This is a genomic window from Streptomyces sp. NPDC049915, assembly GCF_040656475.1.
Taxonomy (GTDB): domain Bacteria; phylum Actinomycetota; class Actinomycetes; order Streptomycetales; family Streptomycetaceae; genus Streptomyces.
The window spans coordinates 102996-118953 of sequence record NZ_JBFAMH010000020.1; the positions used below are offsets into that span (position 1 = coordinate 102996).

At 72.3% G+C, this 15958-nt stretch carries 15 protein-coding genes and 1 tRNA gene; 5 read left to right on the forward strand and 11 right to left on the reverse strand.

Annotated elements, in window-relative coordinates; all coding sequences use genetic code 11:
- Positions 1 to 186: 186 nt before the first annotated feature.
- From ehuA to ehuB, 4 genes are read right to left on the reverse strand one after another with little or no spacing between them, the layout of a single operon-like run.
- A complete protein-coding gene (gene ehuA / locus AB0J12_RS28480; protein ID WP_363267331.1) occupies positions 187 to 969 on the reverse strand; it encodes an ectoine/hydroxyectoine ABC transporter ATP-binding protein EhuA in 783 nt (260 codons plus the stop codon).
- On the reverse strand, positions 959 to 1609 hold the full coding sequence (gene ehuD, locus AB0J12_RS28485; protein ID WP_363267332.1) for an ectoine/hydroxyectoine ABC transporter permease subunit EhuD: 651 nt from the start codon (positions 1607 to 1609) through the stop codon (positions 959 to 961). Before ehuD ends, ehuA begins: the two co-directional genes overlap by 11 nt.
- On the reverse strand, positions 1606 to 2307 hold the full coding sequence (gene ehuC / locus AB0J12_RS28490) for an ectoine/hydroxyectoine ABC transporter permease subunit EhuC (RefSeq protein WP_363267333.1): 702 nt from the start codon (positions 2305 to 2307) through the stop codon (positions 1606 to 1608). The genes ehuD and ehuC overlap by 4 nt, the downstream gene beginning before the upstream one ends.
- A complete protein-coding gene (ehuB, locus tag AB0J12_RS28495) occupies positions 2304 to 3218 on the reverse strand; it encodes an ectoine/hydroxyectoine ABC transporter substrate-binding protein EhuB (RefSeq protein WP_363267334.1) in 915 nt (304 codons plus the stop codon). Before ehuB ends, ehuC begins: the two co-directional genes overlap by 4 nt.
- 47 nt (positions 3219 to 3265) lie before the next feature.
- On the opposite strand from ehuB, the gene AB0J12_RS28500 reads away from it, so the two are divergent.
- Complete coding sequence (locus AB0J12_RS28500; RefSeq protein ID WP_363267335.1) at positions 3266 to 3760, forward strand: DUF3830 family protein; 495 nt, start codon at positions 3266 to 3268, stop codon at positions 3758 to 3760.
- Here AB0J12_RS28500 and AB0J12_RS28505 read toward each other — a convergent pair.
- Positions 3741 to 5141, reverse strand: a complete 1401-nt coding sequence (locus tag AB0J12_RS28505) for an amidase (protein WP_363267336.1) — start codon at positions 5139 to 5141, stop codon at positions 3741 to 3743. The two genes, AB0J12_RS28500 and AB0J12_RS28505, sit on opposite strands and share 20 nt — an antisense overlap.
- A gap of 35 nt (positions 5142 to 5176) precedes the next feature.
- Complete coding sequence (locus AB0J12_RS28510; protein ID WP_363267338.1) at positions 5177 to 6130, reverse strand: D-2-hydroxyacid dehydrogenase; 954 nt, start codon at positions 6128 to 6130, stop codon at positions 5177 to 5179.
- Positions 6131 to 6278: 148 nt separating this feature from the next.
- Here AB0J12_RS28510 and AB0J12_RS28515 point away from each other — a divergent pair, with 148 nt between their 5' ends.
- The 3 genes from AB0J12_RS28515 (at position 6279) to AB0J12_RS28525 (ending at position 9730) form a co-directional block, all read left to right on the forward strand.
- Entirely contained in the window at positions 6279 to 7088 is an 810-nt protein-coding gene (locus tag AB0J12_RS28515) for a decarboxylase (protein ID WP_363267375.1), read from the forward strand.
- Positions 7085 to 7816, forward strand: a complete 732-nt coding sequence (locus tag AB0J12_RS28520; protein ID WP_363267339.1) for a decarboxylase — start codon at positions 7085 to 7087, stop codon at positions 7814 to 7816. Before AB0J12_RS28515 ends, AB0J12_RS28520 begins: the two co-directional genes overlap by 4 nt.
- Before the next feature lie 804 nt (positions 7817 to 8620).
- Entirely contained in the window at positions 8621 to 9730 is a 1110-nt protein-coding gene (locus tag AB0J12_RS28525; RefSeq protein ID WP_363267340.1) for an LLM class flavin-dependent oxidoreductase, read from the forward strand.
- On the opposite strand, the gene AB0J12_RS28530 is transcribed toward AB0J12_RS28525, so the two are convergent.
- On the reverse strand, positions 9703 to 11547 hold the full coding sequence (locus AB0J12_RS28530; protein ID WP_363267342.1) for an EAL domain-containing protein: 1845 nt from the start codon (positions 11545 to 11547) through the stop codon (positions 9703 to 9705). The genes AB0J12_RS28525 and AB0J12_RS28530 overlap by 28 nt on opposite strands.
- Positions 11548 to 11967: 420 nt before the next feature.
- On the opposite strand from AB0J12_RS28530, the gene AB0J12_RS28535 reads away from it, so the two are divergent.
- Positions 11968 to 13176, forward strand: coding sequence for a M6 family metalloprotease domain-containing protein (locus AB0J12_RS28535; RefSeq protein WP_363267376.1), 1209 nt, complete (start codon positions 11968 to 11970; stop codon positions 13174 to 13176).
- A 157-nt stretch (positions 13177 to 13333) separates the two neighbouring features.
- Here the strand turns inward: AB0J12_RS28535 and AB0J12_RS28540 are convergent.
- The 4 genes from AB0J12_RS28540 to AB0J12_RS28555 all read right to left on the reverse strand — a co-directional run bounded on the left by AB0J12_RS28540 (position 13334) and on the right by AB0J12_RS28555 (position 15957).
- A tRNA-Lys gene (locus tag AB0J12_RS28540) sits at positions 13334 to 13407 on the reverse strand.
- Positions 13398 to 13976: a bifunctional DNA primase/polymerase gene (locus tag AB0J12_RS28545; protein ID WP_363267343.1), complete on the reverse strand. Its 579-nt coding sequence runs from the start codon at positions 13974 to 13976 to the stop codon at positions 13398 to 13400. The genes AB0J12_RS28540 and AB0J12_RS28545 overlap by 10 nt, the downstream gene beginning before the upstream one ends.
- A gap of 142 nt (positions 13977 to 14118) precedes the next feature.
- Complete coding sequence (locus AB0J12_RS28550) at positions 14119 to 14484, reverse strand: hypothetical protein (protein WP_363267344.1); 366 nt, start codon at positions 14482 to 14484, stop codon at positions 14119 to 14121.
- Between the two features lie 132 nt (positions 14485 to 14616).
- Positions 14617 to 15957, reverse strand: a complete 1341-nt coding sequence (locus tag AB0J12_RS28555; protein ID WP_363267377.1) for an AAA domain-containing protein — start codon at positions 15955 to 15957, stop codon at positions 14617 to 14619.
- Position 15958: the final 1 nt, after the last annotated feature.

The following is a 15958-nucleotide window of genomic DNA, read 5'->3' on the forward strand; positions in this document are numbered from 1 at the left end:
CTGCGGTCGCTTTCAGGCCGTGATCCGAAACCCGGACCCCCTCCACCATAACGGGCAAGCGTCCTGCGTGGAGGGGGTGTTGGCGAGATCGCACCGCTCTCAACTGCGCCATCGGCCCGCTGGCATATGTCCGAGTCATGACCCAGGGGGGGAGACCTGGGGTGTTGGCGCGCACACGGCGCGCAGTCACAGCACGGCGCTCAGGAATTCCCGCGTGCGCTCCTGCTCGGGGTCGTTGAAGATCTTCTCCGGTGGCCCCGCCTCCACGATCCGGCCCGCGTCGAACATCAGCACCTGGTCCGAGATGTCCCGCGCGAAGTTCATCTCGTGGGTCACGCACAGCATCGTGATGTCCGTGCTGCGCGCGATGTCCCGCAGCAGATCCAGCACCCCGGCCACCAGCTCCGGGTCCAGCGCCGACGTCACCTCGTCCAGCAGCAGCACCTTCGGCCGCATCGCCAGGGCCCGCGCGATCGCCACCCGCTGCTGCTGCCCGCCGGACAGCCGGGTCGGGCGCGCGTCGCACTTGTCGGCCAGGCCCACCAGGTCCAGCAGCTCCCGGGCCCGCTCCTCCGCCTCGTCCTTCGACAGGCCGAGCACGGTGACCGGCGCCTCCGTGATGTTCCGGAGGACGCTCATGTTCGGGAACAGGTTGAACTGCTGGAAGACCATGCCGATCTTCTTGCGCGCCTCCCGGCACTGCCGCTCACTCGCCGGGAACAGCCGGTCCCCGTCGACGGTGATCGTGCCCTCGTCGGGCTTGGTGAGCGTCATCAGCAGTCGGAGGATCGTCGTCTTGCCGGAGCCGGACGGCCCGATCAGCGTGACGTGCTTGCCGGCCTCCACGGAGAAGTCCAGATGGTCCAGGACGGTGTTGTCCCCGAACCGCTTGGTGACCTGCTCCAGGCGCACCAGCGGAGCGACATCGGCGGGCGTTGCGGTCGGCTGCTTGCTGGTGTCAACGGACAAGGCGTCGCTCCAGGGTGCGAAGGAGAAGGGAGGCCAGATAGGAGATGACGATGAAGGCGGCGCCGATCACCGTGAGCGGCTCGGTGAACTGGAAGTGCTGCTGCGAGTACAGCCGCGCCTGCCCGAGCATCTCCAGCACGGTGATCACCATCAGCATCGGCGTGTCCTTGAGCATGGCGATCACGTAGTTGCCGAGCGCGGGCACCACCCGGCGCACCGCCTGCGGCAGGATCACCACCGTCCAGGTGCGGTGCACCGGCAGGCTCAGCGCGGTCGCCGCCTCCCACTGCCCGGGCGGCACCGCCTCGATGCCGGCCCGGTAGACCTGCATGGTGTACGTCGAGTAGTGCAGGCCGATCGCGACGACGCCGGTGGCCAGGGCCGACATCGTCACACCCCACTCGGGCAGCACATAGAAGAGGAAGAACAGCTGCACCAGCAGCGGGGTGTCCCGGACGAACTCCGTGACCACTCCGACCGGCCAGCGCACCCAACGCGTCGGCGTGCGCATCAGCAGCGCCCACACCAGGCCCAGCACGAACGAGATCAGCGAGCCGAGCACCAGCGCCTGCAAGGTCACCAGCAGGCCGTCCCAGAAGTGCGGCATGAAACCGCTGACGGCACTCCAGTCCCAGGTCACGAGACACCAGCTCCCTCAGGCACCCGTACCGGGTCCGCCTTCTTCTCCGGCGCCCGGCCGACCCCGGCCTTCAGCCGCTTCTCCAGCCCCCGCATCCCGCGGGTGAGCAGGAACGCGATCACGAAGTAGATCAGCAGCACATACGTGTAGATCTCCGCGCTCTCCTGCAACGCCAGGCGGACCAGATTGCCGCTGAACGCCAGGTCGCCCATGCCCATCACCGACACCAGCGCCGTGCCCTTGAGTAGCTCGATCAGCAGATTGCTGAACGGCGGGATCATCTCCGGAACCGCCTGCGGCAGCAGGATCTTGCGCATCCGCTGTCCCGGCGTGAAGCCGAGCGCGATACCGCCCTCCCGCTGCGCCGGATCGACGGCCTTCAGCGCCCCGCGCACGATCTCCGCGCCGTACGCGCCATAGGTCAGACCGAGCGCCAGCGTGCCCGCCCACAGCGGCACCAGCTGCCAGCCGAAGGCCGGCGGCAGCACGAAGAACACCCAGAAGATCATCACCAGCGCGGAGGTGCCACGGAAGACCTCCGTGTAGAAGCCCGCGAGGAAGCGGACGATCCACAGCCGGTGGGTGCGCGCGACACCGACGACGAACGCCACCGCCGCGCCCAGCAGCGCGCTGCACACCAGCAGTTGGAGCGTGACCCACACGCCCTTGAGTACGAGTTCCCACAGTCCCGAGGTCATCCGCCGCACAGCTCCTTCGCGGTCAGATCGGTCATCTCGGAGCGCGTGAAACCGAACGGCCGCAGGATGCGGAGCAGTTCGCCGCTCTTCTTCAGCTTGTGCAGTTCGGTGTTGAAGGCGTCGCGCAGCCCGGTCTCGGTCGGCCGGAACGCGAACGCGCCGCCGTCGATGTGCGGTGTGCCCTTCACCAGCGGCGCGAACGGCTTGGTCGCCTCCGCCCTGGCCGACTTCTTCACCACGTCACGGACGGTCACAGCCGTTCCCGCGAACACGTCCACACGGCCCGCCTCCACCGCGTTCAGCCCGGCGACCTGGTCCGGGACGATGAGGATGTCGCTCTCCTTGTAGCCCGCCTCCACCGCGTACTGGATCTCCGCATAACCGGTGCCGGTCGCGAACTTCGCCTTCTTCGCGACGATGTCCCGGTAGGTGTGAAGACCCTTGGGATTTCCCTTGCGGACGATGAAGGAATCGAGCATCTGATAGTCGGGATCGGCGAAGATCACCTGCGCGCAGCGCTCGGGATTGACGTACATGCCGGCGGCCACGACATCGAACTGCTGGGAATTCAGCCCGGGTATGAGCGAGCCGAACTCGGTCGGCACGGGCTGCACCTTGTCGACCCCGAGCCGCTTGAAGATCACCCTGGCCAGTTCCGGTGCCTCACCGGTCAGTTCACCGCTCTTGTCGATGTATCCGAAGGGAACCTCCCCGGCGATCCCGAGCCGTACCACGCCCTGCGCGCGCAGCCGGTCGAGCAGGTCACCGCCCTTCTTCGTGGACGCGGTCGCCACCCGCGAGCAGCCCGCGGCACCCAGAGCGCCGACCGCCGCCACCCCCGCGAGCAGCGACCGGCGAGTGGGTCCGGATGTGTGTGCGCCATGTCTTGCATGACCGTGTGGTGGAGCCATGGCGGCGCTGCTACCCAACTGAACGCACCGCATGCACCATGGATTGCATGGCGGATCGCTACCTCGAAGTGTCCCTGGTCAAGCGCCAAATCCACTGCACCGCACAGCTGCTGGACGATCGCGCACCCGTCACCTGCGCCGCGGTGTGGAACGCGCTGCCGCTGTCCGGCGACGTCTACCACGCCAAATACGCCCGCAACGAGATCTACGCGCTTTTCCCACCCTTCGCCGCGACCGAACCACCCCTGGAAAACCCGACGGTCACCCCGATTCCCGGAGATCTCTGCTATTTCTCCTTCGCGGGCGCCGAACTGGGCACCAACGCCTACGGCTACGACCGTGAGGTGGGTGCCGGCACCACCGTCGTCGACCTGGCCCTGTTCTACGAACGCAACAACCTGCTGCTGAACGGCGACGTGGGCTGGGTGCCCGGGATCGTCTGGGGCCAGGTCGTGGACGGCCTGGACGCCATGGCCGAGGCGTGCAACGACCTGTGGCGCACCGGCGCGGCGGGGGAGACGCTCAGCTTCCGGCGGCTGTGAGACCCGCGGCGCCCGCCTCGTACAGGGCGTGCGCCGCCCGCAGCACCAGGTCGTCGCGGTGCCGGGCGGCCACGATCTGCAGCCCCACCGGCAGCCCGTCCGCGTCCACGCCCACCGGGACGGACGCGGCGGGCTGCTGGGTCAGGTTGAACGGATAGGTGAACGGCGTCCACCCCGTCCAGCGCTTCAGCCCCGACCCGCCCGGCACCTCCGCACCCGCCTCGAACGCCGTCAGCGGCAGCGTGGGCGTCAGCAGCAGGTCGTACGACTCGTGGAAGCGGCCCATGCGCCGCCCCAGGTCCGTCCGCACGTCCACCGCGGCCAGATACTCCAGTGCCGAAAGCCGGGCCCCGGCCGCGCAGACCTCCCGCAGTCCCGCGTCCAGCAACTCCCGCTGACGCGGCCTCAGCTGCTGCACCACCCGGGCCGCGCCCGCGAACCACAGGGCGTGGAAGGCGTCCACCGGGTCGGCCTCATCCGGGTCGGTCTCCTCGACGTACGCGCCGAGACCCGCCAGCCGCTCCACCGCGCGCCGCACCGCCGACGCGACCGCCGGCCGCACCGCGACCTGCCCGCCCAGCGACGGCGAGTACGCCACCCGCAGCCCGCGCACCCCCTCACCGAGCACCTCCGTGTACGACAGCCCGGCCGGGCCCAGCGACGACCAGTCCCGGGTGTCCGGCGCGCCGATCACGTCCAGCATCAGCGCCGCGTCCGCCGCGGTGCGGGTCATCGGGCCGACGTGCGCCAGCGTGCCGAAGGCGCTCGCCGGGTACAGCGGCACCCGCCCGTACGTCGGCTTCAGCCCGAAGATCCCGCAGAACGCCGCCGGGATGCGCACACTGCCCCCGCCGTCCGTGCCCAGCGACAGCGGCCCCGCGCCGAGCGCCACCGCGGCCGCGCTGCCACCGCTGGAACCACCGGCCGTACGGGACGGATCGTGCGGGTTGCGGGTGATCCCGGACAGCGGCGAGTCGGTCACGCCCTTCCAGCCGAACTCGGGTGTGGTCGTCTTGCCGGCGAACACCGCCCCGTGCTCACGCAGCCGGGCCACCGACGGAGCGTCCTCCTGCCACCTCCCCGCCGGATCGATCGTGCGGGAGCCGCGCAGGGTGGGGTGGCCGCGCAACAGCAGTATGTCCTTGACGGTCACCGGCACCCCGTCCAGCAGCCCGGCCGGCTCCCCGCGCCGCCACCGCCCGGCCGACGCCCGCGCCTGCTCCAGGGCCTCCTCGGGCAGCAGACGGACGAACGCGTTCACCTCCGGCTGGATCCGCTCAGCCCGCTCCAGCACCGCGCGGGTCACCTCGACGGGGTCGAACTCGCCCTTGCGGTAGCCCTCCACGAGCCCGGTCGCGGTCAGGTCGGTGAGTTCCGTCATGCACAGCCTCCCAGAGGCGTCGGTGAGCAGGTGCGTCAGTGGCCGGGGACGTATCCGCGCTGCTTGTCGACGACGTTGAGCAGCGGCCGGCCCGCCGCCCAGCGCTCGTACAGGTCCACGAACTGCGCGCCCAGTTCGTCGCGCCAGCCGATCGTGTCGCCGCTCATGTGCGGGGAGACGATCAGGTCCCGCACCCGCCACAGCGGGCTGTCGGCGGGCAGCGGCTCATGCGCGAAGACATCCAGCGCGGCCCCCGCGATCCAGCGTTTGGCCAGCGCGTCGGCGAGGGCCTCCTCGTCCACCAGCGGCCCGCGGCCGACGTTGACGAAACACGCCGACGGCTGCATCACGCCGAAGCGGCGCGCGTCGAACATGCCCCGGGTCTGCTCCGTCAGCGGCGCCGCGCAGATCACCCAGTCGGCGCGGGACAGGAGGCGGTCCAGCTCGTCGGGACCGTGCACACCGGTGCGCGGGGTGCGGCCGACGAGCGCGGTGGTGATGCCGAGCGCCTTCAGCAGCCGTACGACGGCCCGCCCGATCGGCCCGGAGCCGACCACGCAGGCGCGCGTGCCGGCCACCCGCCGCGACTCCCGGTGCCGCCACTCCCGCTGCTGCTGCAACCGCACCGTCCGCGGCAGATCCTTGGCCATCGCCAGGACGAGCGCGGCGACGTACTCGGCGATCGGCTGGTCGAAGACACCGCGGGCGTTGGTCACGACGGTGTCCGACTGCACGAGTTGCGGGCACATCAGATGGTCGACGCCCGCGCTCGCCGTGTGCACCCAGCGCGGCCGCGCCCCCTCGCCGGGCCAGGCGTCGCGTACGGCGGTGGAGGTGAAGTCCCACACCAGCAGTACGTCCGCGTCGGGCAGCCGCGCGGCGAGGCCGTCGGCGTCGGTGTGCACGATCCGCGCCCGGCCGGTGAGACGGCCGAGGCGGGGCGGGGGGTCGGCGTCGAGGACCAGGAGCGTGGGCGGGGCGGTGGTCATGCAGGGGCCGTTTCTCCGGGGACCGGGCGATGATCTGGCGTCTGACATGCGCGGATTGACCACGCTCGCACCGGAACCTACCGTCGTCAACAGGGCCACGCACACGATCCGTTGCCCTGTCGTCTCCTACCGTGAGGCGGTGCCCTTGTTGGAGGCCATGTTTCTGGGCGGCCCCCGCCCGCAGCGCGGTGTCGGTGTCGTCGCGCCCTTCGACTTCGCGCTCGACCGGGAGTTGTGGCGCTGGACGCCGGACGAGGTGTCGCTGCACCTGACCCGCACGCCCTATGTGCCGGTCGAGGTCAGCCTGGATCTCGCCCGGCTGGTCAGCGAGCACGAGACGCTCACCGACGCCGTGCGCACCCTGATCGCCGTGCATCCCGAGGTCGTCGCCTACGCCTGCACCTCCGGCAGTTTCGTCGGCGGGATGGCCGGGGAGCGCGCCATGTGCGAGGCGATGACCGGGGCGGGCGCGGTGCCGTCCGTGACGACGTCCGGGGCGCTGCTGGAGGCGCTCGCCGAGCTGGGCGTGCGGCGGGTGGCGCTGGTGACGCCGTACACGGAGTCGGTGACGCGGTCGCTGCGGGCGTACGTCGCGCAGGCCGGGGTCGTGGTGACGGGGTGCGTGTACATGGGGCTGACCCGGCACATCTGGAAGGTGCCGTACCGGGACGTGGTGGAGATGGCCCGGCGGGCGGTCGGCACATCCGGCGCGGCCGGGGAACCGCAGGCGCTGTTCCTGTCCTGCACCAACCTGCCGACGTACGACGTGATCCCGCAGCTGGAGGCGGAACTGCGCATCCCGGTGATCTCGGCCAACCAAGTCACGATGTGGGCGGCACTGCGCCGGCTGGGTACCCGCGCGGTAGGGCCGTACCAGGCGCTGACCGACGACTCGGCACGCGCGTGGCCCGCCGTACTGCCGGACGGACCGCAGGAACAGCAGGAAGGGCGAACATGACCGCACTCGGATTCCTCTACCCGGGTCACTCGGCCGAGGACGACTATCCGCGCATCGAGCAGCTCCTGGGCAGTGACATCCGGGTGGACGTCGTCCACACGGACATCGGCGAGGACGCGCACCGCGTGGACGCGCTGCGGCGGATGGGCGCGGCGGAGCGTCTCACGGCGGGCGTGGAGGAGCTGCGGCTGGCCGGCGTGGAGTCGGTGGTGTGGGCGTGCACCAGCGGCAGCTTCGTGTACGGCTGGGAGGGCGCCCACGAGCAGGTGCGCGGGCTGGCCCGGGCGGCCGGGATGCCGGCCTCCTCGACCTCCTTCGCCTTCGTGAACGCGGTACGGGAGATCGGCGCGCGCACGGTCGCCGTGGGGGCGACGTACCCGGAGGACGTGGCGGAGCTGTTCGCCGGCTTCCTGCGGGCGGCCGGTGTGGAGGTCACCGGGGTGCGCAGCTCGGGGATCGTCACGGCGGCGGAGGTCGGTACGTGGGGTGAGGCGGAGGTACTGGCCCTGGCCCGGGCCGCGGACCACCCCGACGCACAGGCGGTTCTCCTGCCGGACACGGCACTGCACACGGCGGCGCACGTCCCGGCCCTGGAGAAGGAACTGGGCAAGCCCGTCCTCACGGCGAACCAGGTCACGGTGTGGGAGGGGCTGCGGCTGACCGACCGCCGGGTCAACGCTCCCGCGCTGGGGTCCCTGTTCCTGCGGGAGCCGATCGTCCAGGTCTGACGGCGGCTCCGCCGGTTTCGCGGGACGGTCGGACGGGAGGTGCCGTCACGGGGCTGCGCCCCGGACCCCGGGGGTGTTTGCCTCGGTCGGGCAGGAGGTGCCGCGGCGGGGCTCTGCCCCGGACCTCGGGGGGTTTCCCACCCACCCACCCACCCGTCTTGCTTGGGCAGGAGGTGCCGTCACGGGGCTGCGCCCCGGACCCCGGGGGGTTTCCCACCCACCCACGGCAGAGGTGCCGCGGCGGGGCTGCGTCCCGGACCCCGGGGGGTTTCCCACCCACCCACCCGTCTCGGTCGGGCAGGAGGTGCCGCCACGGGGCTCCGCCCCGGACCCCGGAGGCCTCGGTTGAGCAGGAGGTGCCGTCACGGGGCTCCGCCCCGGACCCCGCCGGGGCTTCGCCCCCGGAGCCCGAACCCCCGGAGCCCCGGACCCCCGGACCCCCGGCGTCCCGGCCTCCCGGGCCCCGGACCACGGACCCCGGGCCCCGGCACCGGGAGCTTCGCTCCGGGCCCCGGGCCGCCCCCGACCTTGCCATGGGGCTCCGCACCCCCGACCCCGCCATCAGGCTGCGCCCCAAGGCGTACGGGGGGAGGCCCGCCCCCGGACCTCCCCCCGCAAATCACCCCCGCCCGGCAGCGCACCCACACCCCAGGCCGCCCGGGGCGCGGCACACCCCGACCCGCCAAGCCGACCCACCCAAGCCGCCCCACCCACCCCCCGCAGGGAACAACCCGCAGGGAATAACCGGAGACCCCCTCCTGTTAGCCCAGCGGCAGCGCACCCGCACACGCAGGAGGACCCACCGTGGCCGTATCCGAGAAGTCCGGTGACGAGATCCGGGGCACGGCGCGGGGGTCCGCCGCCGTTCCCCTCTCCGTGCTGGACCTGGTCACCGTGGGGGCCGGGCGGACCGCCTCCGACGCCTTGGCGACCAGCGTGGAGCTGGTGCGGCTCGCCGAGGCGCGCGGGTTCCACCGGTACTGGGTCGCCGAGCATCACTCCATGCCCGGTGTCGCCTCTTCCTCGCCCGCGGTGATCCTCGCCCACCTCGCCGCCCACACCGACCGCATCCGGCTCGGCTCGGGCGGCGTCATGCTGCTCAACCACGCGCCGCTCGTCATCGCCGAGCAGTTCGGCACGCTGGAGGCCATGGCGCCCGGGCGGGTCGACCTCGGGCTCGGCCGGGCGCCCGGCACCGACGGGGCCACCGCGGCGGCCCTGCGCCGTACCGACCGGCTCAACGAAGGCGCCGACGACTTCCCGCAGCAGCTCGCCGAGCTGACCCGGTTCCTCGACGACGACTTCCCCGACGGGCACCCGTACCGCAGGATCCACGCCGTGCCGGGGCCGGTACAGGCCACCTCGCCCGGCGGTGTGCAGTCGCCCCACCGGCCGCCGATCTGGCTGCTCGGCTCCTCCGGGTTCAGCGCCCGGCTGGCCGGCGTGCTCGGTCTGCCGTTCGCGTTCGCGCACCACTTCTCCGCGCAGAACACCCTCCCGGCGCTCGACCTGTACCGCGAGTCCTTCCGGGCGTCCGATGTCCTCGACGAGCCGTACGCCCTGATCGGCGTCGCCGCGCTCGCCACCGAGGACGAGAAGGAGGCCCGGCGCCAGGTGCGGGCCGCCGCGCTGAACATGGTCCGGCTGCGCACCGGGCGGCCCGGGCTCGTGCCTACGCCGGAGGAGGCCGAGGCCTATGAGTTCAGCCCCATGGAGGAGGAGTTCGTCACCTCCTGGAACGCCAACGTCGTCCACGGCACGCCGGACGAGGTGCGCACCGGGCTCGACGAGCTCCACAAGCGCACGGGCGCGGACGAGCTCATGATCACCGGCAACGCGCACAGCGGGGATGTGCGCCTGCGGTCGTACGAACTGATCGCCGACGCCTACGGCTTCACGGCCACGTCCGGCTGAACCCCCGGCGTCGCCAGCAGCGCGGAGATACGATCCGGCGGCACCGGGCGGGAGTACAGCCATCCCTGCCCGGTGTCGCAGCCGATCAGGCGGAGGCGGTCGGCCTGCGCGGACGTCTCCACGCACTCGGCGGTCACCGTGAGCCCGAGCCGGTGCGCGAGCTGGATCATCGCCTCGACGATGACCTCGTCGGCGGGGCTCGGATGCGCGGCGGGGTCGTCGTAACGGAAGCCGCGGACGAAGGAGCCGTCCAGCTTCAGGACCTTCACCGGCAGCCGGGACAGATACGCCAGGTTCGAGTAGCCGGTGCCGAAGTCGTCGATGGCGATCTGCACGCCCATGTCGCTCAGCGCCTTCAGCGTCTGCAGCGGGCGGCCCGCCGAGCCCATCACCGCCGACTCCGTCAGCTCCAGTTGCAGCAGATGCGGCGCCAGGCCGGTCTCGGCCAGCGTCTGCGCCACGTCCGCCACCAGGTCGGAGTCCCACACCTGACGGACCGCCACATTGACGCTGACGAACAGCGGCGGCTCGTCGGGGTTCTCCAGCTGCCAGCGACGGGCCTGCCGGCACGCGGTGGTGAGGATCCAGCGGCCGAGCGGCACGATCGAACCGTCCTCCTCCGCGAGCCCGACGAACCGATTCGGCGGCAGCAGCCCGAACTGCGGATGGTTCCAGCGGACCAGTGCCTCCACCCCGTGCAGCCGGCCGTCGGCCATGCCCACCAGCGGCTGGTAGTCGAGCACGAACTCCCCGCGCTCGATGGCCGGCCGGAGCGTGGAGGCCAGCGCCTGGCGGGTCATCAGGTGTGCGTTGCGCTCGGGGTCGAACAGCGTCCAGCGGTCCTTGCCGTCCGCCTTCGCCCAGTACAGCGTCGTGTCGGCCGCCTGCATCAGCCCGGTCGCCGTCGTCCCCGCCGCCTGCCGTTCCACCACGCCGATCGACGCCGACACCGACAGCCGCTGACCCGCCAGCTCGAACGGCTCCTGAAGCGCCTTCAGGGCCGACTCGGCGAGGTCCGCGAGCTGCTCGGTGCCGGTCGAGTCCTCCACCAGCAGCGCGAACTCGTCGCCGCCCAGCCGCGCCACGAGCGGCGTACTCGCGCGGCCGTGGCCGGCCGTGTCGGCGCAGCGGGTCAGGCGCTCGGCGACGGCGGCGAGCAGCCGGTCGCCGACGCGGTGGCCGAGGGTGTCGTTGACCGCCTTGAACCCGTCCAGGTCCAGGTAGCACAGGCCGATCCGGCCGGTCCCGCCCGTCTCGTACGTGTCCGTCCCCAGTGCGGCCGACTCCAGTGCCGCCGAGAGCCGTTCGAAGAACAGCGTGCGGTTGGGCAGCCGGGTCACCGGGTCGTGCATCTGCAAGTGCCGTAGCTGCGCCTGGAGTTCGCGGCGGGCGCTGATGTCGGCGACCGACAGCAGCGCGCCCTCCTCACCGGCGGGCAGCGGGGAGACGGTGACCTGCGCCCACAGCGAGTGGCCGTCGGGATGCTTCAGTCGGCGGGTGCAGCGCAGCCGGTCGCGGCGGCCGTCGAGCACCTCGCGGTAGGCGTGCCGGGTGCGGGTGTCGGAGCCGAGGTCGAGCAGGTCCGACGCGAGCCGGCCGGTGAGGCCGGCCCGGTCGCCGCCGAGCAGCTCCCCGAGGGTCTCGTTGGCGTCGACGACCAGGCCCGCGCGGTCGACGACGGCCATGGCGAGCGGGGCGGCCGCGAAGGCGGAGCGGTAGGGGGGCTCGGCACGGGCAGGGGTAGGACTGTCACTCTCTGTAACGACGAACCCGTCGGCATCTGCCGCAGGTGTCGACCCTTCGGACGTTCCGCTCACCGCTCGCTCCCGCAGTGCACTCGATCGCTGTCCGCGCAGGAAAGTGTGCCGATCATAGAGGCTGGCCCCGGGCGGTACCAGCCATGGCTCGTTCCCGGGTGGTCCGCGCGGGCTCCCCGACCGATGGCGGATCGTTTCTGTTCGCAGGTGGGCGGCCTGCGCAGGCCTCCGACCGAATGTGACGTTCCGTGAACGCTTCGGGGGTGTCGGCCTGACGGGCGCTCACTCGTCCGGGTCAGATAAACAGGGCATACAGCAACAAACACGACCAGGCTGGGTGCGGCGTCCCGAGAACCGCATCCGGAGGTCCCCTTGTCGCCTCAGCTCACCCTGCGAAGACTGGGCCGAAGAACCCGCAGGGGCCTCAAGTCGGCGTTGGAGCCGCCCCGGCTGCGCAGTACCGCCGCCGTGTTCACCACCATGTCGGCGCTCGCCGCGACCTCCCTGCTCAGCGCCCCCTCGGTCGCCGAGCCCTTCTCCACCGAGCCCTGCACCCTCCAGCGCACCGACGCCCACCACTCCGAGGGCGTGGACACCTGGAACGCCGCATACCCACGGCCCACCCGCGCCCTCAACGCGGTGATGGTCTTCCTGTCGTTCCCCGACGCCACCCCCCTGACCACCCCCGCCGAACTGACCGCCGACCACTTCCCCGCCACCAGCGACTTCTTCCGCCGTGCCTCCTACGGCCGCTTCACCCTGACCCCCCACCCGATGCGGCACTGGATCCGCATGCCCCGGCCGTCCACGACGTACCGCATACAGCGGGACTGGAGCGCCGGCCTGCGCGCCCTGTATCTGCGCGACGCCCTGCGGGCCGCCGACGACCAGGTCGACTTCTCCCGCTACGACGTCGTGTACTTCGTCGCCGACCCGGACGCCCCCGGCGTCGACTCCGACGCCACCAAGGTCGTCAACCTCGACACCCCGCTCAGGGCGGACGGTACGGACATCCGCCGTGTGGTGACGGTCTTCGAACGGCACCCACCGGACCGGCTGGTGCTCGCCCACGAGACCGGGCACGTCTTCGACCTGCCCGACCTCTACCACCGCCCCGCCGACGGCAAGGGCGACTGGGACACCTATGTCGGCGACTGGGACATGATGGGCAGCCAGTTCGGCCTGGCACCGGATCTGTTCGGCTGGCACAAGTGGAAGCTCGGCTGGCTGGACCCGCGCCAGGTGGTGTGCGTGCAGCGCCCGACCCGCCTCACCCTGGAACCGCTCGCCGCCGGACCCGGCGTCCCCGTCCCCGGCGCCGCGGGCGCGCCCGCCTTCGGGCTCGGCGCCGGGACCAAGCTCGCCGTCGTGCGCACCGGCCCCGACAGCGCGCTCGCCTTCGAGGTGCGCGGCCCCGTCGGCAACGACGGCGCGGCCTGCCGGGCCGGGGTGCTCGTGTACCGGGTGCACAGCACCACGGAGTCCGGGCGCGGGCCCATCGAGGTGATCGACGCCCACCCGCACACCGAGGCCTGCTGGGAGAACTCCGTCTACCCGGCCCTCGCCGACGCCCCGGTCTCCCTCGGCGAGAGCTTCACGGTCCCCGGGGACGGGGTACGGGTGGAGGCGGAGAGCCGCACCCCGTCGGGGGCGTGGACGGTGACGATCACGCCGGGGGCACCTGGGTGATCCCTTGGATGCAGAAGAAAGCCCCTCGTCTTCGCGAGGGCCTTCCCGTCGGGGGTGTGGGTGGCGGAGCCCCCACCGCGCGCGGCGAAGCCGCGCAGAAACGACGATGGCGGGTCCTGTTCGCGCTTTCTGCGAACAGGACCCGCCATCGTCATCGTGCGCCGCCAGGGACTCGAACCCCGGACCCGCTGATTAAGAGTCAGCTGCTCTAACCAACTGAGCTAGCGGCGCCTGCTGACGTCGTAGACCTTAGCATCCACGTCGGCGGGAGGTGAAATCGAAATCCGCACCGCCGCGCGGGCCGCCCGCACCGCCGCCCACAGCAGGATTTCCGGGCCCGGCAGCCATGGGTGTCGGGTGTCGGGGGCGACCAGCCAGCGGGCCGCGGAGGTGCCGGGCGCGGTCGCGGACACCGGCGGCACGGTCACCGCGTCACCGGTTCCGTGGCAGATCAGCGGGGGAATCCCGTCGGTACGGCCCGTGTGGTCGCTGCCCGACCCCCACTCCTCCCACTCCAGCAGCGACGGCAGCCGCTGGGCGGTGCCGGGCGCGGCGAAGAGCAGCATCCGGCCCCGGAGGACGGCCACCGGGCCGGAGCCCGGTCCCTCGGCCCAGAGCCGGTCGAGCATGCGGCGCCCGAACAGCGCGGGGGTGCCGACGACGTCGAAGGCGGTGCCGCAGGGCAGGACGACCGGGGCGTCCGGCTGCTCCTCCCACAGGGCGAGGGTGCTGCGCGGGTAGGTACCTGCCGAGGCCAGCCAGCTGGCGCCGTCATGGGTGACATGACACGTGCTGCTCATGTCTCCCAGGTCTACCGGGCGTGAGCACGCGCTTCCACAGGGTTGCGGGAAATCGGGACAGGGGGCACTTGGAGGGGGTATCTTGCCCGCTTCTTGCCCACCTGGCATATGCCGTCACGGCGGGCAGGCCGGATCGGACGGCTCAGACCGGGTCGGACGGGCTGGACCCTTCTCCGCCGCGCAGCAGGTCACGGCCGAATTCGACCATCTTCTTCGCGTAGTCCTCGGTCCACTCGGCCCGCTCGGCGATGTCCGCAGGCGTCAGGCGGTCGAACCGGCGCGGGTCGGCGAGCTGCGCCGCCGCGATCGCCTGGAACTCCACGGCCCGGTCGGCCGCCGCGCGGAAGGCGTGCGTCAGCTCCGTCGCCCGCTCCAGCAGCGCGCGCGGATCGTCGATCGACTCCAGGTCGAAGAAGTGCTCCGGATCGGCGGCCGCCGCCATGGGCTCGAAGAGCAGGGGCGCGGGGCGTAGCCGCGGTTCGTTCCGACGCGGCGTGGGCTCCGCCATGTCTTCTCCTTCTCGTACGGGGCGTACGTCACAGGGGGCGCCGCCACGGGGTGGACCACCCTCCATTGTCCCGCGCGCACGCAAGAGGGCGTCGGCCTCTCGGCTCCCGGGGAGGCCGGCACCCCGGGCACATCAAGCGCCCCGCCAGGACACCCGGTGCTCGGCCAGATGTGCCAGTACCGCGTGGTTCGCCTCCCACCCGTCCGGGAACTTCACGAGCGTGCCGAGCTGGACCGGTTCCGTCGACGGGTAGTCGTCCAGGAGGTCCTCCACGCCCGCGCGGCACACCACGATGCACGCATGCCGGTGGCGGGAGGCCAGCACGCACAGGCGGCCGGTCTCCAGATGGAAGGCCGTGGCGTCGGGGCGGCCGGACAGCGGATGCAGGACCACCGTCACGTCGTACTCACGGCCCTGGAGCCGGTTCGCCGTGTCGACCGTCACATCGGACACGCCCAGCTCGGCCAGCGCCGCGCGGACCGCCGCCGCCTGGTCGCGGTGCGCCGTGCCGACGGCGATCCGGTCGGCGGTCAGCGGGGACGGCTCGGGTGAGCGCTCCGACACCGCCGCCCCGCCCCGGTCCAGCAGCCGCCGGACCACCAGCGCCACCGCCCGGACCGCCTCCGGGTCCGTGCGCGGGGTGTGCCGGGCCGGCAGCTGCAGCAGCCCCCAGCCGGAGGCCGCGGCCTCGTCGACCACCCGGTCGGGGCCTGAGCCGTCCGAGGGGACGGCGAACGCGAGCCTGCGGTCACCGGGGCCGGTGCCGCTGCGGAACGGCGTGTACGGGTAGAACGCGTCCGAGACCAGCGGCGCCGCGGAGGCCGGCAGCCGCCAGGACACCGGCAGCCGGTGCTGCGGCAGATTCGGGTTGTGCGCGAGCAGCGTCGTCACCGCCGACGCCGACGGGTCGTACGACAGGCCCGCCCACTGCTCGCTGCCCACGATCGCGAACGGGTCCAGCTGCCCGGGGTCGCCCACGAACAGCGCCCGCTCGAACAGCCCGGCCACGGCGAGCAGACCGTCGGAGCGCATCTGGTACGCCTCGTCGACGATCGCGTGCCGCCACGGCTCGTCCACCTTCACATGCGCCCACTTGGCCGCCGTGGACAGCACCACCGGCAGCCCGGCAAGATCGGCCGGCTTCGCCGAGGTGCGCACCTGCTCCAGCTCGTCCAGGGCCCGGTCGTAGGCGTCGGCGTCGCTGCTGTGCAGCCGGCCGACGGGCAGTTCGGGGTTCTTCTCGGCCAGCCGCAGCACCAGGTCGTCGACCTGCGCGTTGGTCTGCGCGACGACCATGAGCGGGCGCCCGGCGTCGGCCAGTTCCAGCGCCGCCCGCACCACCAGCGTCGACTTGCCCGCGCCGGGCGGGGAGTCGACGACGACACCGCGCGCGGCGCCGTGCAGCGTGTCGGCGAGGATCGCGTCCGTGGCCCGGGTCGCGGCCGCCCCCGGATCGAAGGCCGTCTCGGTCACG

Bases quoted from the DNA above. Each gene is read 5' to 3' on its own strand.
- ehuC (WP_363267333.1), bottom strand. From the start codon at position 2,307: ATGACCTCGGGACTGTGGGAACTCGTACTCAAGGGCGTGTGGGTCACG.
- ehuB (WP_363267334.1), bottom strand. From the start codon at position 3,218: ATGGCTCCACCACACGGTCATGCAAGACATGGCGCACACACATCCGGA.
- AB0J12_RS28545 (WP_363267343.1), bottom strand. From the start codon at position 13,976: ATGAGCAGCACGTGTCATGTCACCCATGACGGCGCCAGCTGGCTGGCC.
- AB0J12_RS28505 (WP_363267336.1), bottom strand. From the start codon at position 5,141: ATGACGGAACTCACCGACCTGACCGCGACCGGGCTCGTGGAGGGCTAC.
- AB0J12_RS28500 (WP_363267335.1), top strand. From the start codon at position 3,266: ATGGCGGATCGCTACCTCGAAGTGTCCCTGGTCAAGCGCCAAATCCAC.
- AB0J12_RS28510 (WP_363267338.1), bottom strand. From the start codon at position 6,130: ATGACCACCGCCCCGCCCACGCTCCTGGTCCTCGACGCCGACCCCCCG.
- AB0J12_RS28520 (WP_363267339.1), top strand. From the start codon at position 7,085: ATGACCGCACTCGGATTCCTCTACCCGGGTCACTCGGCCGAGGACGAC.
- AB0J12_RS28550 (WP_363267344.1), bottom strand. From the start codon at position 14,484: ATGGCGGAGCCCACGCCGCGTCGGAACGAACCGCGGCTACGCCCCGCG.
- AB0J12_RS28535 (WP_363267376.1), top strand. From the start codon at position 11,968: ATGTCGGCGCTCGCCGCGACCTCCCTGCTCAGCGCCCCCTCGGTCGCC.